Source organism: Agromyces neolithicus (assembly GCF_039529735.1).
In the GTDB taxonomy this organism is placed as follows: domain Bacteria; phylum Actinomycetota; class Actinomycetes; order Actinomycetales; family Microbacteriaceae; genus Agromyces; species Agromyces neolithicus.
The window spans coordinates 344,721-365,965 of sequence record NZ_BAAANJ010000002.1 but is presented as its reverse complement, the minus strand read 5'-3'; the positions used below and the strand labels follow the sequence as shown (position 1 = coordinate 365,965).

The 21,245-nt window shown below is 71.9% G+C and carries 15 protein-coding genes; 8 read left to right on the top strand and 7 right to left on the bottom strand.

The annotated features are described in order from the left end of the window. The first annotated feature begins 25 nt into the window (after positions 1 to 25). On the top strand, positions 26 to 3,019 hold the full coding sequence (locus ABD164_RS04925) for a glycosyltransferase (protein ID WP_344294015.1): 2,994 nt from the start codon (positions 26 to 28) through the stop codon (positions 3,017 to 3,019). Continuing rightward, positions 3,009 to 4,484 carry a DUF5719 family protein gene (locus tag ABD164_RS04920; protein WP_344294013.1) on the top strand — a complete coding sequence of 492 codons (1,476 nt, stop codon included), beginning with the start codon at positions 3,009 to 3,011 and terminating at the stop codon, positions 4,482 to 4,484. The genes ABD164_RS04925 and ABD164_RS04920 overlap by 11 nt, the downstream gene beginning before the upstream one ends. Positions 4,485 to 4,544: 60 nt before the next feature. Here the strand turns inward: ABD164_RS04920 and ABD164_RS04915 are convergent, their stop codons facing one another. Beyond that, positions 4,545 to 4,985 (bottom strand): hypothetical protein, encoded by a 441-nt coding sequence (locus tag ABD164_RS04915; RefSeq protein WP_344294011.1) that lies wholly within the window; start codon positions 4,983 to 4,985, stop codon positions 4,545 to 4,547. A 63-nt stretch (positions 4,986 to 5,048) separates the two neighbouring features. On the opposite strand from ABD164_RS04915, the gene ABD164_RS04910 reads away from it, so the two are divergent. The 4 genes from ABD164_RS04910 to ahcY all read left to right on the top strand — a co-directional run bounded on the left by ABD164_RS04910 (position 5,049) and on the right by ahcY (position 12,597). Continuing rightward, a complete protein-coding gene (locus ABD164_RS04910; RefSeq protein WP_344294009.1) occupies positions 5,049 to 5,264 on the top strand; it encodes a DUF3499 family protein in 216 nt (71 codons plus the stop codon). Further along, complete coding sequence (locus ABD164_RS04905; RefSeq protein ID WP_344294007.1) at positions 5,261 to 6,694, top strand: phosphomannomutase/phosphoglucomutase; 1,434 nt, start codon at positions 5,261 to 5,263, stop codon at positions 6,692 to 6,694. The genes ABD164_RS04910 and ABD164_RS04905 overlap by 4 nt, the downstream gene beginning before the upstream one ends. 232 nt (positions 6,695 to 6,926) lie before the next feature. Further along, on the top strand, positions 6,927 to 11,006 hold the full coding sequence (locus tag ABD164_RS04900) for a carboxypeptidase regulatory-like domain-containing protein (protein ID WP_344294005.1): 4,080 nt from the start codon (positions 6,927 to 6,929) through the stop codon (positions 11,004 to 11,006). A 109-nt stretch (positions 11,007 to 11,115) separates the two neighbouring features. Next, positions 11,116 to 12,597, top strand: coding sequence for an adenosylhomocysteinase (ahcY, locus tag ABD164_RS04895; protein ID WP_344294003.1), 1,482 nt, complete (start codon positions 11,116 to 11,118; stop codon positions 12,595 to 12,597). 191 nt (positions 12,598 to 12,788) lie between these two features. On the opposite strand, the gene ABD164_RS04890 is transcribed toward ahcY, so the two are convergent. Then, positions 12,789 to 13,631, bottom strand: a complete 843-nt coding sequence (locus tag ABD164_RS04890) for an RDD family protein (protein WP_344294001.1) — start codon at positions 13,629 to 13,631, stop codon at positions 12,789 to 12,791. Between the two features lie 17 nt (positions 13,632 to 13,648). On the opposite strand from ABD164_RS04890, the gene ABD164_RS04885 reads away from it, so the two are divergent. Beyond that, on the top strand, positions 13,649 to 14,644 hold the full coding sequence (locus ABD164_RS04885; protein WP_344293999.1) for a stage II sporulation protein M: 996 nt from the start codon (positions 13,649 to 13,651) through the stop codon (positions 14,642 to 14,644). A 151-nt stretch (positions 14,645 to 14,795) separates the two neighbouring features. Here ABD164_RS04885 and ABD164_RS04880 read toward each other — a convergent pair whose 3' ends face one another. Genes ABD164_RS04880 through ABD164_RS04860 form a run of 5 tightly spaced genes read right to left on the bottom strand, consistent with a single transcriptional unit; the run spans position 14,796 to position 20,356 of the window. Further along, positions 14,796 to 16,133 carry a DUF58 domain-containing protein gene (locus ABD164_RS04880; RefSeq protein WP_344293998.1) on the bottom strand — a complete coding sequence of 446 codons (1,338 nt, stop codon included), beginning with the start codon at positions 16,131 to 16,133 and terminating at the stop codon, positions 14,796 to 14,798. Between the two features lie 17 nt (positions 16,134 to 16,150). Then, positions 16,151 to 17,158 carry an AAA family ATPase gene (locus ABD164_RS04875; RefSeq protein WP_344293996.1) on the bottom strand — a complete coding sequence of 336 codons (1,008 nt, stop codon included), beginning with the start codon at positions 17,156 to 17,158 and terminating at the stop codon, positions 16,151 to 16,153. Next, positions 17,155 to 18,489 carry a DUF4350 domain-containing protein gene (locus tag ABD164_RS04870; RefSeq protein ID WP_344293994.1) on the bottom strand — a complete coding sequence of 445 codons (1,335 nt, stop codon included), beginning with the start codon at positions 18,487 to 18,489 and terminating at the stop codon, positions 17,155 to 17,157. The genes ABD164_RS04875 and ABD164_RS04870 overlap by 4 nt, the downstream gene beginning before the upstream one ends. Then, positions 18,486 to 19,157 (bottom strand): DUF4129 domain-containing protein, encoded by a 672-nt coding sequence (locus ABD164_RS04865; protein WP_344293992.1) that lies wholly within the window; start codon positions 19,155 to 19,157, stop codon positions 18,486 to 18,488. Before ABD164_RS04865 ends, ABD164_RS04870 begins: the two co-directional genes overlap by 4 nt. Continuing rightward, a complete protein-coding gene (locus tag ABD164_RS04860; RefSeq protein WP_344293990.1) occupies positions 19,154 to 20,356 on the bottom strand; it encodes a DUF7847 domain-containing protein in 1,203 nt (400 codons plus the stop codon). Before ABD164_RS04860 ends, ABD164_RS04865 begins: the two co-directional genes overlap by 4 nt. Before the next feature lie 203 nt (positions 20,357 to 20,559). On the opposite strand from ABD164_RS04860, the gene mtrA reads away from it, so the two are divergent. After that, positions 20,560 to 21,240: an MtrAB system response regulator MtrA gene (gene mtrA / locus ABD164_RS04855; protein ID WP_344293988.1), complete on the top strand. Its 681-nt coding sequence runs from the start codon at positions 20,560 to 20,562 to the stop codon at positions 21,238 to 21,240. Positions 21,241 to 21,245 lie beyond the last annotated feature (5 nt).

Genomic DNA, 21,245 nt, shown 5'->3' with positions numbered 1-21,245 from the left:
GGGTGAGCCGCTTAGGCTGACCCCGATGTTCCCCAGAGTCACCGCCATACTCGTCGTGCACCGGGGCGGCGACCACCTTCGACGCACGCTCGCCGCGCTCGACTCCCAGACGCGCCGTGCCGACGCCCTCGTCGTCGTGCTCACCGAGGCCGACGCCGACGCCCGCGAGCTGGTCTCGGCCGCGTCGCCCACACACGTCGTGGAGTTGTCGCAACGTCTGTCGTTCGGCGAGGCGATCCGCGCCGCCGACCGCATCCTCGACGAACCGGCCTCAGACGCGGACGCGCTGTGGCTGCTCGCCGAAGACAGCGCGCCGACCCCCGACGCGCTTGCGGCCCTCGTCGCCACACTCGAGACCGCGAAGTCGGTCGCGATCGCCGGGCCCAAGCTGCGCGCCTGGAACGAGCCCGACCGCATCGCCGGCTTCGGCCGCACGATGACGCGACTCGGGCGAAGCGTCGCGCTCGTCGACGACGAGCTCGACCAGGGGCAGCACGACGGACTGAGCGACGTGCTCGGCCTCGACCCGGCGGCGATCCTCGTGCGCCACACCGTCTGGCGGGCGCTCGGCGGATTCGACCCGGCACTCCCGGTCGTCGACGATGCCCTCGATCTCTCGGTGCGGGCGCGCCTCGCGGGCCACCGCGTTGCGCTCGTTCCCGAGGCGCGCGTCGAGTTCGGCGGCAGCGGCGTCGCCGGACCCGAAACCGGATCCCGGGCGCGGACCGTCCGCCGTCGCGAGCGCGCCACCCGTGCCGCACAGCTGCATCGGCGGCTCGTCTATGCGCCGGTGGCGACGCTGCCGCTGCACTGGCTCACGTTCCTGCCACTCGCGTTGCTGCGATCGCTGCGCCTGCTGCTCGTCAAGGCGCCCGGATCGATCCCCGGCGAATGGGCTGCGGCGTTCACGACGATGTTCTCAGGCGCGCGAGTGCCACGTGCCCGTCGCACGTTGAAGCACGCGCGCACCGCCGGGTGGTCGGCCGTCGCACCGCTGCGCATGCAGCCCGATGAACTGCGACGTCGGCGCCAGCACGCTGCAGAGGCCCGCCGCGCGCGCGCTCGCGGCCGTGAGCAGGAACTGCAGTTCCTCGGCACGGGCGGCGGGTGGGTGCTGCTCGTGTCGGTGGCGGCATCCGTGGCGCTGTTCGCGTGGCTGGTCGGCGCGTCGGGTGTCGGCGGCGGGGGACTGCTTCCCCTGTCCGACGGCGTCGCCGCACTCTGGCGCAACGCAGCCTACGGGTGGCGCGACATCGGCACGGGATTCGTCGGGGCCGCGGATCCCTTCGCCGGCGCCCTCGCCGTGCTCGGCTCGATCACGTTCTGGGCGCCGTCGTTCGCGCTCGTGCTCGTGTGGCTGTTGGCGCTGCCCGCAGCGGCGATGGGCGCGTGGTTCGCGGCATCCCGGCTCACCGAACGCGGCTCGGTGCGTGCCGTTGCCGCACTCGTGTGGGCGTTTGCGCCGCCGTTCCTCATCGCGCTCGGCGACGGACGCCCCGGTGCCGTGCTCGCCCATGCGCTGCTCGGCTGGCTCGCATTCGCGGCATTCGGCGCGGCGACCTCGTGGGCGGCTGCCGCGACGGCCTCGCTGTTGTTCGCCGCGGTGATCGCTGCAGCGCCCAGCCTCGCGCCGGCGCTGATCGTGGCCTGGGTGGTCGCCCTGGCGGTCAGCGGTCGGGCATGGGGTCGGCTGGCGATGCTGCCGATTCCGGTCGTCGCCCTGGCGTTGCCGCTCATCATCGACCAGGTCGTGCGGGGCAACCCGATCGCGCTGCTCGCCGACCCCGGTCTGCCGGTCGCCAGCGCCGTGCCGAGCACCTGGCAACTCGCGCTCGGCTTTCCCGACGACTCGTGGGGCGGCTGGGACGCCTTCTTCGACGGCGTGCCGAACGTCGACTTCCGGCTCGCGCTGACCGCCCTCATCCTGCCCCTCGTGCTGCTGGCGATCGCCGCGGTGATCGCACCGCGCATCAGGCGAGCGGTGCTCGCGCTCGGCGTGGCGCTGCTCGGCTTCGCGACCGGCGTCGGCGCGTCGCACCTCGCCGTCGCGACGGTCGGTGCCGCCGAGATCGCCCTCTGGACGGGCGCGGGCCTGAGCCTCGCCTGGCTCGGCCTCGTGCTCGCTGCGGTCGTGGCGCTCGATGCCGTGCGGCGCGGTCCTGCACTGCTCGGGTTCGTGGCCTTCGCCGGTGTGCTCGCTGCCGTGCTGCCGACTGCGATCGGCATCGCCGCCGATCGGGTCGCGATCGCCCCTGCCGCCGAGCGCACCCTGCCCGCGTTCGTCGGCGCCGAGGCCGACAACGACTCGCGCGTGACGACCATGCGACTCACCCCCGACGCCGACGGCAGCCTGCGGGCCACGCTCGAGCGCGGCCGTGGCTCCACGCTCGACGAACAGTCGACCCTCGCCGACACCGCCGAGACGCTGTCGGCCGCCGACGAGCAGCTCGCCGAGATCGCCGGCAACCTCGCATCGCGCAGCGGGTTCGATCCCGACGCCGCGATCCGTGAGTTCGGGGTCTCGTTCGTGCTGCTCGACGCGCCGTCCGACGACGCCGATCGGGCGGCGGTCGCAACCGCCGAGCGGGCGCGCACCGCGCTCGACGGCAACGCCGCGCTCATCGTGGTCGGCGAGACCGATTTCGGCGCGCTGTGGCGCTTCGTCGACGCACAAGCGGATGCCCCGGCGGCGCAGATCCCCGCGAACGCGGGCGGGTGGCAGGCGGTGCTGATCACGGTCATCCAACTCGTCGTGCTGGGTGCGACACTGCTGCTCTCGATCCCGACGGGCGCCGGTCGTGAGCGCGATCGCGGCTCGAGCGTTCGACGCGCGACGCTGGCCGCCGGTTCCGACCTCGAAACGGAGCCCGTGGCCGAAACCGAAACGGAGCCCGTGGCCGAAACCGAGCCGGAGCCCGTGGCCGGAACCGTGCCGGAGCCCGAGATCGCAGAACCGACGGAATCCGATGCTGACGGGGCATCCGCTGACCTCGGCAAGGAAGGCGACGATGACCGATAGGTTCACCCTCGCCCGCACCGCGGTGCGGGTCGGAGCGCGCGGGCTCGCGGTGCTCGCAGCCGCCGGCATCGCCGCCGCCGCCGTCGCCGCGGCCGCGCTCGTGCCCTGGCCCGACCACCGGGCCGAGGCGCCGTCGATCGTCGTGCAGCCCGCCGAGACCGGCCAAGTGCGGGTCTGTCCCGGCCCGCTGCTGTCGATCGGCGAAGACCCCGCCGCGGCCACGACGGCGACCTCGGTCGGTGCGACGTCGGTGATCTCGGGAGCGTTGCCCGCCGACGCAACCATCACCGAGACGCCGCTCGCCGCGCCCGACAACGCGCGAGCCGACGCCGACGGCGCGCCGCTCGCACTCACCACCGAGCCCGGCGCCGTCGATGCCGGCATGCTGGCGGGTGCGCAGTCGCAGACCGTCACCCGCGAGTCGCTCTCGGGATTCGCCGCGGCGTCGTGCACCGAGGCCGTCGCCGAGTCGTGGCTGGTGGGCGGTGCCACCGACGTCGGACGCACCGGCATCGTGATGCTGGCCAACCCCACTGCCGTCGCCGCGACGGTCGATGTGCGCGTGATCGGCGAGACGGGCCCCATCGACGCGCCATCGGCGCTCGGCATCATCGTGCCCCCCGCGAGCCAGCGGGTGCTCTCGCTCGCCGGCCTCGCGCCCAACGTGGTGTCGCCCGTGGTGCACGTCACGAGCACGGGCGGCGCGATCGCCGCGAGTCTCGAGCACTCGGTCATCGAGGGATTGACTCCCGCGGGCGTCGAACTCGTCGGGCCGACGGCGATGCCCGCACCGATGCAGGTGATCCCCGGATTCGTGGTGCCCACCGCCGGCGGCATCGCCCCGGCCGACGACCACGCCGAAGGCGACGACTTCCCGGCGGTGCGGCTGCTCGCGACCGGCGAGGAGCCGGCGCAGGTCTCGATCGGCATCGTCGCCGAGGCGGGCGGCGGCGGCTCGACCGTCGACGTCACCCTCGAACCGGGGCTCGTCACCGACGTGCCGCTCGGCGAACTCGACGCCGGCACGTACACGCTCAGCCTCGAGGGCGACGGCCCGTTCATCGCAGCCGCCCGCGCCACCACGGGCGCCCCCGAGCAGCAGACCGATCCCGACGGCGCCGACCCCGAGGCATCCGTCGACCTCGCGTGGACCACGGCGACGATGCCGCTCGTCGACACGGCGATCGTCGCGGTGCCGCGCGGACCCTCGCCCGTGCTGCATCTCGCGAATCCCGGCGGTGACCAGGTCGAGGTGCGCTACACCCTCGACGGCGAGGAGCGTTCACTCACGATCGCGGGCGGCGACGCGGCATCGGCCGACCTCGACGACCAGTCGGTCGTCGAACTCGCCGGGGTGGCCGGAGTACACGCGACCGTCACGTTCTCGGGCGACCAGGCGCTCGCGTCGTTCGCGGTGCACCCGCCGGGGCCGCTCGATTCGCCGATCCGGGTGTACCCGCGCTGACGCGTGGGCGCCGACGGGGCGGGGCCGTGCCGTCGCGGCGTTGCACCGACGCGGCGCAGGTCAGAGGTGCCGATAGCGGCCGGGCGCCAGCTCCCACGGGTCGCGGCCGAGGAACTCGGCGATGGCGCGGAAGACGCAGCTCTCGATGAGGAGCTTCTCGTCGCGCTCCTCGCCCTCTTGCAGGCGCAGGAATCGCACGATCGGCAGTCGGAAGAAGACGATGCGGCGCTCGTCGTGGAAGACCTTCCACCGGTCGATGTGGTCGTCGTGGATGGCCTCGACAGGGCCTTGCGCGACCTCGAACACGACGCCCTCGAGCTCGGGCCAGAGCCCACGCAGGTAGGCGGCGGTCGTGCCGACGGTGAGCTCGAACTCGTCGAGCCGATTGTGCAGCATCGGCAGGTGCGGGCCGGTGACCGCCGAGCGCATTCCGCGCCCGTGCCGGTCGCGGGCGAGCCGCCTCGGGGAGCGCGGCACGGCGACACGACGGGAGCGAGGCATACCCTCCATCGTACTGAGTCGTTTCCGGCGATCGGCTCTCGCGATCGCTACTCTTGATCTGCCATGAGACGTTGTTCGCGAACCGCATGCGCCGCCGAGGCGGTCGCCACGCTCACGTTCGACTACGCCGACTCCATGGCGGTGCTCGGGCCGCTTGCCATCGTGCGCGAGCCACACAGCTACGACTTGTGCTCGCGTCATGCCGAGCGCACATCGGCGCCCGTGGGGTGGCAGGTCGTGCGGCACGTCTCGCTCGGTGAGGTAGGTTTCAAGGCATGAATCCGGCTGCACCATCCGACGGTCGCGCGAGCCTCGACGCGGTCGTGAAGGCCTACGACGTTCGCGGACTCGTGGGCGAGGGGCTCACCGAGCCGATCGTCGAGGCACTCGCCGCGGGGTTCGTCGACGAGGTCGGCGCTGCCGGTTCGACGGTCGTCGTCGGGCACGACATGCGCGACTCCTCACCCGGGTTCGCCGCAGCCTTCGCACGCGGCGCCGGCGCGCGCGGTGCCGACGTCGTCTCGATCGGGCTCTGCTCGACCGATGAAAGCTACTTCGCGTCGGGCTCGATGCACGCCCCCGCGGCGATGTTCACCGCGAGCCACAACCCGGCCGCCTACAACGGCATCAAGTTCTCGCGCGCCGGAGCCCAGGGCATCTCGCTCGACACCGGGCTCGCGGCGATCCGCGATCGCGCCGCCGACTATCTCGAGCAGGGCATCCCTGCCGCAGCGCAGCCGGGCGCCGTGACCTCAGCCGACGTGCTCGCCGACTACGCGGCCTACCTTCGGGCGCTCGTCGATCTGAGCGCCATCCGGCCGCTCAAGATCGTCGTCGACGCCGGCAACGGCATGGGCGGGCTCACCGTGCCCGCCGTGCTCGGCGAGGCAGCGGGCCTGCCCGCGCTGCCGCTCGAGATCGTGCCGCTCTACTTCGAACTCGACGGCACGTTCCCCAACCACGAGGCCAACCCGCTCGAGCCGGCCAACCTCGTCGACCTGCAGCGTGCGGTCGTCGAGCACGGCGCCGACCTCGGCCTCGCTTTCGACGGCGACGCCGATCGCTGCTTCGTGGTCGACGAGCAGGGTGGCGCGGTCAACCCGTCGACGGTCGCGGCCATCGTCGCGCTGCGCGAGATCGCCCGCGTCGGGGCGGCCGGCGAGACCGACGTCAACGTGATCCACAACCTCATCACGTCGCGGTTCGTGCCCGAGACCATCAGGCGTGCCGGGGCGACGCCCGTGCGCACCCGCGTCGGCCACTCGCTCATCAAAGACCAGATGAAAGCCACCGGGGCCGTCTTCGGCGGCGAGCACTCGGCGCACTACTACTTCCGCGACTTCTGGGGCGCCGACAACGGCATGCTCGCGGCGATGCACGTGCTCGCCGAATTCGGTGCGCACCAGGCGCCGCTCTCAGAGCTCGCGGCGCGTTTCACGCCCTACTCGCTCTCAGGCGAGATCAACTCGGTCGTCGATGACGTGCCGGCGGCCTATACGCGCATCGTCGAGGCGTTCACCGGCCGCGGCGACTTCGACGAGTTCGACGGACTGACCGTCGACGGCATCACCGCCGAGAGCGAGCCGTTCTGGTGGTTCAACGTGCGCCCCTCGAACACCGAGCCGCTGCTGCGCCTCAACGTCGAAGGCGCCGACGAGCCCACGATGGCCGCGATTCGCGACGAGGTGCTCGCCCTCATCAGGGCCTGAGCGCCACGGTGGTGCCCCCCAATAGGGGGGAATCGCGGTCGTCGCACTTCCGAGTACGCTCATCTAGCCCGAACACGGCCCGGCCCTGCAGCAGCGTTGCTGTGCACCCGGTTCCCCCGACCGAACCCTACCCGCCGGAGACCACGTGCCTCGCCGTCCTCGATCGTTCCTGTCTGCCCTCCGCAGCACCGGGAACCTCGCCCTCACCACCCTCATCGCAACAAGTCTCGCCATGAGTGTTGGTGCCGCCCCGGCATTCGCCGAAGACCTGCCTCCGGCGCCGGTCGTCGATGCCGCCTCGCCGGCCGCAGAAGCGACTGCGCCGCCCGAGGAAGCGGAGGAGGCTGTAGAAGCCGTCGTCGAGAGCATGGCATCGATCCAGGGCACGGTCACCGTCGCCGACGGCGCGGCGGCGGCCGACGTGGCAGTCAACGCCTATCGGCACAACGGCGAATACTTCGAGCACGCCGCCGGTGTGATCACTGCGGGTGAGGGCGCATACGCCATCGATGGGCTCGCGCCGGGCACGTACACACTGCAGTTCAGCCCGGCATCTGGCTCGGCGCTCATCGCCGAGTGGTGGAACGACCGACCCGACGAATGGTCGGCTGACTCGTTCGAGCTCGCCGACGGTTCCACCCTCTCGAACATGGACGCCCAACTCGCGATGGGCGGTGCTGTCGAGGGCGTCGTGTCTGGGCCGGGCGGCGTGTCGGTGCCCTCCGCGGGCGTCACAGCGTACGCGCTCGACAACGGCTATACCGAATATCGGGGTAGCTCATCGACGGACGAGAGCGGCGCCTTCGTCATCGCCGGCCTGCCCGAGGGCACGTACACGGTTCAGTTCAGCGCGCCGTGGGATTCGGCCTATTCGGGCGAGTGGTGGAACGACAAGCCCGATGAGAGCTCGGCCGACACGTTCACCGTCGTGGGTGGCGAGACGGTGTCCGGCCTGCTTGCCGAGCTGGCAGTTGGTGGCGCGATCACCGGTGCAGTGACCGGGTCAGACGGGCTGCCGCTCGCGGGCGTGAGCGTGTCGGCGACGGGTACGGTCACTGGCACATGGGTGTCTGCAGCCACCGATGCCGACGGGCGCTACGAGCTCACGGGTCTCGCGGCCGACGACTACACGATCTCATTCCAGCACGACTCCTTCGACCCGGGCGCCCCATCCGGATACCTTTCCGAGTACTGGGACGACAAGCAGCACCAGTTCGAGGCCGACCCCGTGACGATCGGCGCTGGCGAGATCGTGACCGGCATCGACGCGCAGCTCGCACTCGGCGGAGCGATCGCCGGGGTCGTCGCCGCGGGTGGTGAGCCGATCGCGGGTGTCGAGGTTTCGGTCAACGGTCCAGGGTCGGGGTGGGCGACGACCGACGCCGACGGGCGCTTCGAGGTCGCCGGTCTCGTCGCCGGCTCGTACGAGGTCTGGTTCACCATGCCGGGCGGCAGCCCCTACTTCAACGGCAGCGCCGTCGTGGAGGTGACCGCCGGCGGAAACGCCGTGCTCGACTTCACACCCGAGAGTGCCGCGAGTGTTCGCGGGCGCGTCACTGCCGGTGATTCCGAAGCCGGCGTGTCAGGGGCGACGGTCACGTTGTACGCGTTCGGCGGCTCGACGGCCGGCACGGCGACGACCGATGGCGACGGCAACTACTCCATTGCACCGGTCGAAGCCGGGCGGTACATGATCGAAGCATCGGGCGCCGGCATCGGCACCACGTGGTCGGGCGGGTCCGCCACGCGCGCCGGGGCGACGGTCTTCTCGGTCGCTGCGGCGAGTGCGACGGTGGCGGATGTCGCGGCTCGGCCCGGCGCATCCGGGGCGATCGTCGGCACGGTGTCGGCTATGACGACCGACGGCGCAGGACCCGCGGAGGGCGCCTACGTCGAGTTGCACACCGAGCGCGGCGTGCTGCGGACCACGAGCGCCGATGCAGACGGCGGTTACCGCTTCGAGGGCCTCGAGGCGGGGCAGTACGCGGTGCGGTTCCAGGAGTCGGAGTGGTCGTCGTCGTCGTGGTGGTGGGACCGCACGACACGCGATGCGGCCCCGTTCTTCGATGTCGGCGCGACCGAAACCGCCACGCACGACTTCACGCTGCCCGGCTCCGGCTGGATCAGCGCGGTGCTCGCGGTCGACGGCACGTACACCGGGTACATCGGCATCGAGGCGGTCGACGCCGCCACCGGCGAGGTCGTCTCATCAGGCGGCTCTTTCGACGGCAGCGAGTACACCCTGTTCGACGTGCCCGCCGGTGACGTCAAGGTGCACTTCACCGGACCCATCCGCGATTCATGGTGGGGCGGGGCCGCGGACTTCGCCAGCGCCCAGACGCTCACCGTGCCCATCGGCGGCGAGGCGAGGGCAGACGCGACCCTGTCGCTCGACACCGTGCTCAGTGGCGTCGTGTACGCACCCGACGGGCCGCCGGTCGCGGGCGCGTGGGTCATAATCCGACCCAACGGCGGCTCGACGGTCTCGTACTACGCCGTGACCGACGACTCCGGCGCATATCGGATCACCGGACTGGAGGCGGGCACCTACACGGTGACCGCAGGCTCGATCGGACAAAGCCCGCACGAACCGGTGGTCGTCGAGGTCGGAGCGGAGGTCGGTGCCGTCACGCGCGACATCCAACTTGATCAGGACGTGAGGCTGGCAGGCACGGTCACGTACCTGGGACAGCCGGTCGAAGCCTGCCTGACCGCACGCATCGTCGGCGCGTCGTTCGGCGACGGCATCTGCACTGACTCGAGCGGATCGTACGAGTACTGGCTCGCGCCTGGCGAGTACGTCGTCTCGCTCCGCACGACGGCCGATGTCGGTGCGGCGAGCTCGTCTCAGCGGGTCACGATCGCTGCGGGCCAGTCGGGCACACTCGCGTTGAACGTCGACCTCGAACCGGGCGGTGTCGTCGAGGGAACGGTCACCGCCGACCTCGGCGCGGGGCCAGAGCCGATCGCGGGGGTCTGGGTGACAGCCCGGGATGACGCCGGAGGCGGCACTTCGGCCGTGTCGGGCGCCGACGGCACCTACCGTCTCTGGGGCCTGCAGAACGGTGCGCCCCACACGGTGCAGTTCGGATACGTCTGGAACGACCTGGGCACGGAGTGGTGGCAAGACGCGCCGACCCCCGGATCGGCGACCGCGGTCGTGCCCGGCGCCGATCCGACGACGGGCGTTGATGCCGAGCTCACGCGCGGCGGCGCCGTCAGCGGGCGCGTCACCGACACCGAGGGCTTCGGCGCGTCCTTCGCAACCGTCGAGGTGTACTCGCTCGACGGCGAGTACATCGGCGAGGAACGGGCGAACATTCAGGGCGCATATCTGCTCACCGGGCTGTCGGCCGGTGACGTCAAGTTGCGATTCGTGCCGTCGCGGCAGTGGACGCCCGGGTATCTGCCGGAATGGTGGCAGGATGCCGGCTCGGCCGCCTCGGCCTCTGGGGTGGCACTCGTCGCAGGCAAGGAGGCATCGCGCCTCGACGCCGCACTGAACAAGATCGGAACGGTGGCCGTCGAGCTGACCGTTCCGCAGATCACCGGAACGCCACGGGTGGGTGAGACCTTGACGGCCGCCGCGGCGGCCACGACCGACGGGGCATCGCTCATGTACGAATGGCGCGCCGACGACGCGGTGGTCGCCGGCGCGACCGGCGCCGCGCTCGTGCTCACCTCCGAGCAGGTCGGCAGGCGCATGTCGGTTCGGGTGACCGGTTCGGCCGACGGTTACCTCGCGACGACGCTGACGTCTGACCTGACCGACGTCGTCGTGGCAGCGGAGCCCGACCCGACCCTGCCGCAGATCGCTGGAACGCCGGTCGTCGGTGCCAAGCTGCAGGTGAACGCCGGCGAGAAGTCGCCGGGAACGGCATTCGCCTACCAGTGGTACGCCGATGGAGTCCCGATCGCGGGCGCGACCGACGTGTCGCTTCGCCTCACTGCCGAGCATGAGGGTGCATCGATCGAAGTGCGGGTCACGACGTTGCGACGCGCTGTCGTGCTCGAGAAGCGCACCTCTGAGCCGACGCTTCGGGTGATACTCGCAGGCACGCCGACCGTCTCCGGCACACCGCTCGCGGGATCGACCCTCACGACGGATCCGGGCGTCTGGACTGAGGGGACCGACCACGCATACCAGTGGTTTGCCGCCGGGGAGCAGATCGACGGTGCCACCGCTGCGACGCTCGACCTCACGTCGGAGTTCGTCGGAGATCGCATCTGGGTGCGGGTCACGGGGCTCCTTCCCGGATACCCGGTGGTGGAGCGGTCGTCATCGGAGCGGAATCGGGTCGTGCGCGGGTAGCCCGATCAGGGGATTCTCGCGACACGCCGTGCCTCCGGCCGTACCACGCGGCGTGTCGGCGAGATCCCCTGATCCGGCAGCACGCCGCGCGCCCTGCGAGAATGAGGAGATGACCACGCAGCCCGCCACCACCGCCCTGCCCTTCAAAGTTGCTGACCTTGCGCTCGCCGAAGCGGGCAGGCACCAGCTCCGGCTCGCCGAGAGCGAGATGCCCGGGCTCATGGCGCTGCGGGCCGAGTTCGGTGCGGCGCAGCCGCTCGCGGGAGCGCGCATCGCCGGCAGCCTGCACATGACCGTGCAGACGGCGGTGCTCATCGAGACGCTCGTGGCGCTCGGCGCCCAGGTGCGCTGGGCGAGCTGCAACATCTTCTCAACGCAAGACGAGGCCGCGGCGGCCGTCGTGGTCGGCCCCGCGGGCACGGTCGATGAACCCAAGGGCGTACCCGTGTTCGCGTGGAAGGGCGAAACGCTCGACGAGTACTGGTGGTGCACCGACCGCATCTTCGACTGGACGGCCGAGGCCGCCGAGGCCGGCGCCGACTGGATCGGCCCGAACATGATCCTCGACGACGGCGGCGACGCCACCCTGCTCGTGCACCGCGGCCGCGAGTTCGAGACCGCGGGCGTCGTGCCCGAGGCCTCGGCTGACGCGAGCGCCGAGTATCGCGTCGTGCTCGACACCCTGCGCCGTTCGCTTGCGGCGAGCCCCGACCGGTGGACCCGCATCGCTGAAGAGCTCAAGGGTGTCACCGAAGAGACCACGACGGGCGTGCACCGCCTCTACGAGCTGCATGCCGAGGGCGAGCTGCTGTTCCCGGCGATCAACGTCAACGACTCGGTCACGAAGTCGAAATTCGACAACAAGTACGGCATTCGGCACTCGCTGCCCGACGGCCTCAACCGCGCCACCGACGTGCTCATGGGCGGCAAGGTCGCGTTCGTCGTCGGCTACGGCGATGTCGGCAAGGGCGCCGCCGAGGCGCTGCGCGGGCAGGGCGCACGCGTCATCGTGAGCGAAGTCGACCCGATCTGCGCACTTCAGGCCGCCATGGACGGCTACCAGGTCGCCCGCGTCGACGACGTCGTCGGCGACGTCGACATCTTCGTCACCTGCACCGGCAACAAGGACGTCATCCGCCTCGAGCACATGCTCGCCATGAAGCATCTCGCGATCGTCGCGAACGTCGGCCACTTCGACAACGAGATCGACATGGCCGCGCTCGAGGCGCTCGATGGGGCCGAGAAGGTCGAGATCAAGCCGCAGGTGCACGAGTGGCGCCTGCCCACGGGTCGCTCGATCCTCGTGCTGAGCGAAGGCCGGCTCATGAACCTGGGCAACGCCACGGGGCATCCGTCGTTCGTCATGTCGAATTCGTTCACCAACCAGGTGCTCGCCCAGATCGAGCTCTGGACCCGCCCCGACGCCTACCCCGTGGGCGTCTACGTGCTGCCGAAGCACCTCGATGAGAAGGTCGCGCGCCTGCACCTCGACTCGCTCGGCGTGGCGCTCACCGAGCTCAGTCCCGAACAGGCCGCCTACATCGGCGTGCCGGTCGAGGGCCCCTACAAGGTCGACCACTACCGCTACTGAGTCGCGAAGCCCCCGTTCCGGAAACAGGTAGACACGCCGGAGCGGCTTCGAAAACAGGAAGACACGCCGAGGCCGAGCCCCCGCGTTCCTGTTTTCGGGACGGTTGACGCGCAGCTGTCGCGGATGTCGCGGGTGTCACGGGGGCTGATCTGGCGGATGTCGCGGGGCTGGGCCGCGCGGGAGCGCCCGCGTCAGCGCTCGGGGAACCCCGCCGGCGTCGAGGTGAGCACGGGCGCGAGCGCCGCCATGCGCGCCGCCTCGAGGCCCAGTGCCGCGAGGTCGCGTTCGCGCCGCAGCGCGGCGACGCCCGCCAGAAAACGCTCGGCCGGGACATCCGGAACCGGTGAGACGAAGGGTGCCACCTCGGCGGCGAGGGATGTCGCGAGCCTCAGCCTGCTCTCGGCGACGAGGTGATCGGCGTTGGTGAAGAACGCCGCGACGCGCCGGGCGAGGGGATCGGGAAGGCGCCCGACGTCGGCGATCGTCGCCCAGCCGGTCAGCTCGACGGGGACGCCGAACGCCGTCGACGGCACGCGCGGCACGCGCTCGACCTGCGCGTGCGTGCCGGCGAGCAGGTCGCCGAGCCGCTTCGACGAGGGGTTGAGGAAGCCGACGAGCACGGCGAGCCCGCCGAGCGTCAGGTAGATCTCGAGGACGCCGGTGAGGGCGCGGATGATCGCGTGCCGAAAGCCGATGGCGCCGCCGTCGTCACGCACGACGCGGAGCCCGAGTGCGAGCTTGCCGAGGGAGCGGCCGCGGGTGGCGGTCTCGACCGCGGTGGGCACGATGACGATGACGGTGACGACACCCGCGATGAGGATCGCCCGGAACGCGGCCTCGTCGACGCCGAGCCCCGAGACCGCCCACAGAAGGCCCAGGAAGAGCACGAGGCTCTGCATCACGTCGATGGCCGTGCCGCCGCCGCGAATGAGGGCACTCGCGGGCCGTACGTCGAGTGAGACGGCCTCGCCGGTGAGCACCCCGTCGTCGTCGAAGCGGGCCACTCTGACGAACGCGGCGGTCGATTCGGCCATGGGTAGTATTCAAGCAGATGGACCTCGACGCTCTCGCCGCCGCCCGCCACGACGACTGGCAGCGACTCGACGCGCTCGCACGTCGCCGCCGTCTGGCGGGGCCCGAGACCGACGAGCTCATCGAGCGGTACCAGGCCGGGGCATCCGACCTATCGCTCGTGAAATCGACCGCCGGGTCGACGGCGCTCGGTGACCGCCTCTCGATCTCGCTCGCGCGTGCCCGCCTGAAGTTCACGGGTGCTCCCGAGAACCCGCTGCGCCAGCTCACGCGATTCGCCTGGGTGAGCCTTCCCGCGGCCCTGTACCGGCTGCGGTGGATCACGCTCGGGGTCGCGGTCGCGACGTTCGTCATCGCCGGCCTCTACGCCTGGTGGATCGGCGGCGACCCGCGTGCCCTCGCCGCGCTCGGCAGCGAGGGCGAGCTCGAGCAGCTCGCCGAAGAGGGGTTCGTCGCGTATTACTCCGAGAACCCCGCAGCGTCGTTCGCCGGCATGGTGTGGACCAACAACGCGTGGATCGCCGCGCAGTGCATCGCGTTCGGCGTGCTCGGGGTGTGGGTGCCGTGGGTCATCCTGCAGAACGCCCAGAACCTCGGTGTCACCGCCGCTGTCATGTTCGCCTACGACGAGGCCGACACGTTCTTCCTCTACATCGCCCCGCACGGCCTGCTCGAGCTGACGTGTGTGTTCGTGGCCGCCGCCGGCGGCCTGCGAATCTTCTGGGCCTGGGTGGCGCCGGGCCCGCGCCCGCGCGGCGTCGCACTCGCCGAAGACGCCCGGTCGCTGTTCACGGTGGCGATCGGACTCGTGTTCTTTCTCTTCGTCGCCGGCCTCATCGAGGGCTTCGTCACACCGCAGCCGTGGCCGTGGGCGGTCAAGATCGGCATCGGGGTGCTCGCGCTGGCCGCGTTCCTCGCGTACATGCTCGTGCTCGGCGGCCGTGCGCGGCGCGCGGGCGCAACGGGCGACCTCGTCGAGTTCGAGGCCGGGGCGACGCGCGTCGTCGCCGGCTGAGCCGGCGCGGCCACCTCACACCGCTTCTGTCGGCCCCTGCCACCGGCTGACGACGCGGCTTCGCAGGAGATTCCCCGATTTGCAGGACGGACTGACCCTCAGGCGTCCTGCGGACCGGCGAATGTCCTGTCAACCCGCCGGGCCAGCGGGCTCAGAGCTTGCCCGATGCCTTCAGCTCGAGGTAGCGGTCGGCCAGCGCGGGCGGCAGTTCGTGCGGTGCGGCAGTGACGGTGAGGGCACCGAGCCGGCGGATCGCAGCGCCGATGCGTTCGGCGTCGTTGAGGCCGCGTTCGGCTGCGGCGGCGCGATAGACGTCGTCGAGATCGTCGCGGCTGCGGCGCGCGTCGATGAGCGCCGGGTCGGCGACGGATGCCACGACCACCGTGTGCCGCGAGGTGAGCTGCGGCAGCACCGACAGCAGCCCGCGTGCACTGCCGGGGGAGTCGGCTGCGGTGAGCAGCACGACGAGTGCGTGGCGGCTGGTCACCCGGCGCACCTGGCCGGGCACGATGGCCCAGTCGGCCTCGACCAGCTCGGCGTCGATGCCGGCCATGGTGTCGACCATTCGGGCCAGCAGTTCGGGGCCGGTGGCACCGTGCACCCGGCCGCGCAAGCGCCGGTCGGTGGCGATGAAGTCGACCCGGTCGCCCGCGTGGGTCGCGAGCGCCGCGAGCAACAGCGATGCCTCGTAGGCGGTATCGAGCCGAGGCTCGTCGGCGATGCGCGCGGCGGCGGTGCGCGAGGTGTCGGCGACGATGACGATGCGGCGATCACGCTCGGGGCGCCAGGTGCGCACCATGAGCCGCATGCTGCCCGGCACCTCGGGGTCGGCGTGGCGCGCGGTCGCGCGCCAGTCGATCGAGCGCACGTCGTCGCCGCGCACGTACTCGCGGATGGAGTCGAACTCGGTGCCCTGGCCGCGGATGAGCAGCGGGGTTCGGCCGTCGAGCTCGCGAAGCCTCGTGAGTCGCGACGGCAGGTGCGCCCTCGAGTGGAACGGCGGGAGCACGCGCACCCGCCCCGGCGATGCGAGGGTGGCCTGCCGTGACCAGAGGCCGAGCGGCCCGGCCGACCTGATCGTCACCTGCGCGGTGCGGCGATCGCCGCGGCGCCGCGGCTCGAGCTCGAGCTCGATGCGGCGTCGTTCGCCGGGCGGGATCACTCGTTGGGCGCGGTTGGGCCCGAGCACTCCGGCCGAGGGTTCCCAGGCGTCGCGCACGGTCGCCCGCAGCGTGCGCGCGCCGAGGTTGTGCACCGTGAGCACCGAGGTGACGGGCTCGCCGAGCCGCACCCGGTCGGGGAGCGCGCGTGCCAGTGCCACCCGCCGGGGCGAGGCGGCGAGCGAAAGGTCGACCGACCCCGCCACGACGACGAGCAGCAGCCAGCTCACGAGGGCGAACCACGCCTCAGGCGCGCCGACGAGACCCGCCACGACGACGGGGATCACCCCGAGTGCGAGGACGAGCGCGAACCGACCGGTCGGTGCCATCTCAGATCAGCGCCATCTCAGAGGGGAACCTGCACTTGCTGCACGATCGAGCGCAGCACCGCGTCGACCGACACGCCCTCGAGCTCGGCCTCTGGCCGCAGCTGCACCCGGTGCCGCCACACGGGCAACAGCATCGCCTGCACGTGGTCGGGGGTGAGCGACTCGTAGCCCGTGAGCCACGCCCACGCCTTCGATGCAGCGAGCAGGCCGGTGGTGCCGCGCGGGCTCACGCCGAGCCGCATCGATGGGCTGCGCCGCGTGGCGCGGGCGAGGTCGACGAGGTAGCCGAGCACGTCGTCCTCGACGCGCACCGCGGCCGCGGCCGCCCGTGCGGCGGCGAGCTCGGTCGCTCCGAGCACGGGTTGGACACCCGCCGCGGCGAGGTCGTGCGGGTCGAACCCGTCGGCATGCCGGCGCAGCAGCGACAGCTCGGAATCGCGCTCGGGGATGTCGAGCACGAGCTTCAGCAGGAACCGGTCGAGCTGCGCCTCGGGCAGCGCGTAGGTGCCCTCGTACTCGATGGGGTTCTGCGTGGCGGCGACCATGAACGTATCGGGCAGCGGCCGGGTGACGCCGTCGGCCGAGACCTGACGCTCTTCCATGGCCTCGAGCAGGGCCGACTGGGTCTTCGGCGGGGTGCGGTTGATCTCGTCGGCGAGCAGGATGTTCGTGAACACCGGCCCCTCGCGGAACGCGAACTCGCCCGAGCGCGGGTCGTAGGCGAGCGAGCCCGTGACGTCTCCGGGCATCAGGTCGGGAGTGAATTGCAGGCGCCGCGTGTCGAGGCGCAGGGTGCGGCTGAGCGTGCGCACGAGCAGGGTCTTGGCGACGCCGGGCACGCCCTCGAGCAGCACGTGGCCGCGAACGAGCAGCGCGATGATGAGCCCGGTGACGGCGCCGTCTTGGCCGACCACGGCCTTGCCGACCTCGGTGCGCACGCGGTTGAGGGCGGCCCGAAGCTCGTCGTCGGGGCGCGCGGCTGATGCCTGCGGGGTCGTCGGTTCGGTTGCGGTCGGGTCGGTCATGGTCGCCTTCCTGCGGTGTCGTCTCCCCGGGCGGGGTGGGATGTCTCGGGCGCGAGCGTGGCGCGCACGTGGTCTTCGAACGTGGCGAGGTCGGCGGCGAGCCGCACGAGGTCGCCGTCGCCCGCGGGGGCATCGTCGGCGAGCAGGCGGCGCACCGCCACCGGATCGCGTCGAGTGGCGGCGGCCGCGGCGGCCGTGACGTCGTCGATGTGGGCCCTGCGGGGCAGCCGGAGTGCCGTCGCGATGCGCTGGACGGCGCCGATGCGCAGCTGGTCGAGGGCGTGGGTGCGCGCGGCGTTGCGGGCGTAGAGGCGGGCACGACCTTCACTGGTCTCGCCGGCGGGGATGTGCACGGGAAGATTCTCGGCCACCAGCGGGCCGAAGCGACGGCCTTGCCACACGCCCGCGGCGATGACCACGATAATGGCGAGCACGAGCACCGGGCTCACCCAGCCCGGTGTCAGGTCGCCCAGGGTCGGCGCAGCCCCGGCGTCGGCGTCGGCCGGGCCCGGGATGTACCAGACGAGCTCGCCTGACGTGCCGGCGAGGCCGATCGCGAGGGCCGCATTGCCGGCCTCGGCGATGCGGCCGTTCTCGAACGGCGTCGACGCCGCGACCAGAGTGAGCTCGCCGCCGTCGGAGGCTCGGGACGCGAGGGCGTGCCCGAACTCGCCGTCGCGGAAGCACCCCTGCCAGCCGTCGGCGGCGGCCGCGTCGTCGATCGTCAGCAGCCGCTGGCCGTCGGAGAGCGAACCCGCCCGCTGGGCTGGGGGCAGTTCGCACTCGACGTCGTCGAGCGATCCCGTGGCGACACCGCCCGCGCGCACGCCCGGGGCAAGCGACTCGAGGGCGGCGAAACCGGGCTCGATCACCACGAGCCGGCGTGCGTACATCGCGAGCAGTGCGAGCCGGTCGCCGTCGAGCAGGGCGAACTCGTCGAACACGACGATCGTGGCGCCGGCCTTGGCGCCCTCGAGGGCCGCATCGAACGCCCGGGCGTCGGTGACGGTGACGCCGTGATCGCGCAGCACCTGCACGAGCGCCTTCGCCCCGGTGGGCGCCGGGTTGTCGGCTGCGAGACGGGGGCCGCCGCCGCTGACCGCGCCCTGCACCACGAAGAGCACGACCGCGCCGAGCACGAGCAGCACGGCGAAGCCGATCCAGATGCGTCGGCGACGAACGGAGGCCCGCAGGGTCGGGGTGAGGCTGACCGCGGCGGCCGGACGATCGTGGTCGAGCTCGCTCGCGGCGGCCGGACGATCGTGGTCGAGCTCGCTCGCGGCGGCGCGGGTCGCGCCGATGGCTCCGACCGTGCCGGGCGTGCCGCTCATCGCACGCCTCCGTCGATGGCGGCGCCCGTCGCAATGGCCTCGGCCGAGCGGGTCTGCGCGAGTCGCGTCTCGAGGGCCGTCGTGCGCTCGTACTCGGCGGCGTCGCCCGGTCGCCCGAGATAGCGGACGCCCTCGAACCCGGCTGCGGCGGCGCGCAGCTCGGCGGCCTGTTCGGGGAACTGCCGCGTCGCGGCGTCGGCGAACCCGCGGGCCGTCGTACCCGGATGCACCTGCACGAGGTCGCGGTCGACGAGGCCCCGCACGATCGCCCGGAACCGCTCTTCGATCGCGAGCGGCCAGTCGGCGACAGCGGCGGCCGCGGCGGCGGCGCGACGCAGTGCCGTGAGGTCGCGCAGGTCGCCGTCGTCGAAGAGCGGCACGCTCGCGGCGCGCCCGCGCCGCAGTCGCGGCAAGCCGAACACGAGGAACGCCACCACCAGGAGCGCGGCCACGACGAGGACGACGATGAGCGTGAGCACCGGCCCGGGAACACCGGTGGCGCCCGCGAGGAGGCCGGCGAACCAGTCGCGGATCGCCTGCATCGCGAGGTCGAACGCGGTGGGCTGGGCGGCCTGGTACTCGGGCTTCGAGAGCTCGTCGGTCAGCCACTGGTGCGCCTCATCGGCGTCGGGAACGAGCGGGGTGGCCGCCCGCGGGGTCGGCATCACGTGGCGGCGGCCCCTGCGGTGGGCGGCGCAAACGGGTCGCCGACGGGCTGGCCGGCGTCGCGCAGCTCGACGGTGCGCGCCAACTCGAGGTCGAGCCCTTCGTGGCGCATGCGTAGATCGATGTAGATGACGGCGACGAGGGCCGCCTGCACGACGGCTGTGATCGCGCCGATGACGATCGAGAGGATGAACGTCACCACCGTCGTGATGATCGTGATGGTGAGGCCGCTGCCGGTGCCGTTCGGGTCGATGAGCACGGCGAGGATCGTGCCGAGGAACGAGATCGGCTGCACCACGACCTGGGCCGCGACGTTCAGGATGAGCGCGACGAGCAGCAGGGTGCCGAGGGTGCGCCAGAAGTAGCCATCGGTGAGGCGCCATGAGCGGCGCACCGCGGTGCCGATGCCGACGTGCTCGAGCACGATGATGCTCGGCACGACGACGAGCTTCGTGCCGAGCCATGCGGCGAGCACCGCGACGCCGATGCCGCCGAGCAGCGTGACGACGATGGCGACGACGAGGGCGGCCGGCGACGTGATCGCGCCGACGACGATGACGCCGACGAACGCCGCGACGACGAGCAGCACCGCGAGGGTGACGAGGGCCGTCCACCCGAGCAGCGGCCCGATGCGTTTCGCCGCCCTGCGCCACAGTGCGCCGAACGAGAGCCGTTCGCCGAGCGTTGCGGTCGCGACCTCGACGACCATGACGCCCTGCAGGAACGCCGCGGCGATGATCGAGACCGCGATCGGCACGAGCATGACGAGCAGCAGGCCGCCCACGCTGCCCGCGGTGAGCGAGTCGAGGTCTTCGGCGGCCGCGTTCTCGATGCGCGAGAAGGTGAAGATGAGGAACGGCACGACGACTGCGACCGTTGCGATCGCCGAGACGAGTTGCACGACCAGACCGCTGCCGAACGTGGCCGCGGGGTTGCGGCGCAGCGCGGTGAACGGCGCCCACAGCAGCGTGCCGAACGCCAGCGGCCGCAGCGGGAGCAGGCCCGGCTTGGGCGGCGGCGCCCAGGCGCCGGGTGCGTTCGGCAGCGGCGGAGGCAGGGGAGCGCCGTAAGGCGCATCGGATGACCCGGCGCCGGCGTGCGGCGAACCGCCGGGCGCCGGGGCGCCGGAGGAGGAGCCGGGGCCGGGTACCGAGCCGGGCGCGGGCGCGCCGCCGGGCGCCTGCCAGTCGTGGTCTGACACCTGAACGCGCTCCTTCCGGCGGGGTTTCCCCATGCTTTCACATCCGACCGACACCCGCCGCGCAGCTTCGGCCACGCACGCGGCGACCGCGACGTGGTTCGGTGCCATCCCACGGGACATCCGGCCCTCTGTCGGCGCGAGCGGCTAGTGTTGACCCACTGGATTCCGCCCGGCTCCCCGTGGCGACTGACAGAGATGAACACATGCCTCCACGCGTACTCGTCGTCGATGACGACACGGCCCTCGCCGAGATGATCGGCATCGTGCTGCGCACCGAGGGCTTCGAGCCCGTCTTCTGCGCCGACGGAACGGGCGCGCTCGCCGCGTTCCGTGAGTCGAAGCCCGACCTCGTGCTGCTCGACCTCATGCTGCCGGGCGTCGACGGCATCGAGGTGTGCGGCCGCATCCGCGCCGAATCCGGCACGCCCATCATCATGCTGACCGCCAAGTCCGATACCGCCGATGTGGTTCGGGGCCTCGAGTCGGGTGCCGACGACTACATCGTCAAGCCGTTCAACCCGAAAGAGCTCGTCGCGCGCATCCGAACTCGGTTGCGGCCCTCGCCCGAGCCGGTCGCGGCCACGCTCGGCATCGGCGACCTCGTCATCGACGCCGCCGGCCACGAGGTGCGTCGCGGCGACGACCGCATCAACCTCACGCCGCTCGAGTTCGACCTGCTGCTCACGCTCGCGTCGAAGCCGCAGCAGGTGTTCACCCGCGAGATGCTGCTCGAGCAGGTCTGGGGCTACCACTACAAGGCCGACACCCGGCTGGTGAACGTGCACGTGCAGCGCCTCCGCGCGAAGGTCGAGCACGACCCCGACAACCCCCGCATCGTCATGACGGTGCGCGGCGTCGGCTACCGTGCCGGCGCGACGACCTAGGCGCG

Bases quoted from the DNA above. Each gene is read 5' to 3' on its own strand.
- ABD164_RS04925 (WP_344294015.1), top strand. From the start codon at position 26: ATGTTCCCCAGAGTCACCGCCATACTCGTCGTGCACCGGGGCGGCGAC.
- ABD164_RS04920 (WP_344294013.1), top strand. From the start codon at position 3,009: ATGACCGATAGGTTCACCCTCGCCCGCACCGCGGTGCGGGTCGGAGCG.
- ABD164_RS04915 (WP_344294011.1), bottom strand. From the start codon at position 4,985: ATGCCTCGCTCCCGTCGTGTCGCCGTGCCGCGCTCCCCGAGGCGGCTC.
- ABD164_RS04910 (WP_344294009.1), top strand. From the start codon at position 5,049: ATGAGACGTTGTTCGCGAACCGCATGCGCCGCCGAGGCGGTCGCCACG.
- ABD164_RS04905 (WP_344294007.1), top strand. From the start codon at position 5,261: ATGAATCCGGCTGCACCATCCGACGGTCGCGCGAGCCTCGACGCGGTC.
- ABD164_RS04900 (WP_344294005.1), top strand. From the start codon at position 6,927: ATGAGTGTTGGTGCCGCCCCGGCATTCGCCGAAGACCTGCCTCCGGCG.
- ahcY (WP_344294003.1), top strand. From the start codon at position 11,116: ATGACCACGCAGCCCGCCACCACCGCCCTGCCCTTCAAAGTTGCTGAC.
- ABD164_RS04890 (WP_344294001.1), bottom strand. From the start codon at position 13,631: ATGGCCGAATCGACCGCCGCGTTCGTCAGAGTGGCCCGCTTCGACGAC.
- ABD164_RS04885 (WP_344293999.1), top strand. From the start codon at position 13,649: ATGGACCTCGACGCTCTCGCCGCCGCCCGCCACGACGACTGGCAGCGA.
- ABD164_RS04880 (WP_344293998.1), bottom strand. From the start codon at position 16,133: ATGGCACCGACCGGTCGGTTCGCGCTCGTCCTCGCACTCGGGGTGATC.
- ABD164_RS04875 (WP_344293996.1), bottom strand. From the start codon at position 17,158: ATGACCGACCCGACCGCAACCGAACCGACGACCCCGCAGGCATCAGCC.
- ABD164_RS04870 (WP_344293994.1), bottom strand. From the start codon at position 18,489: ATGAGCGGCACGCCCGGCACGGTCGGAGCCATCGGCGCGACCCGCGCC.
- mtrA (WP_344293988.1), top strand. From the start codon at position 20,560: ATGCCTCCACGCGTACTCGTCGTCGATGACGACACGGCCCTCGCCGAG.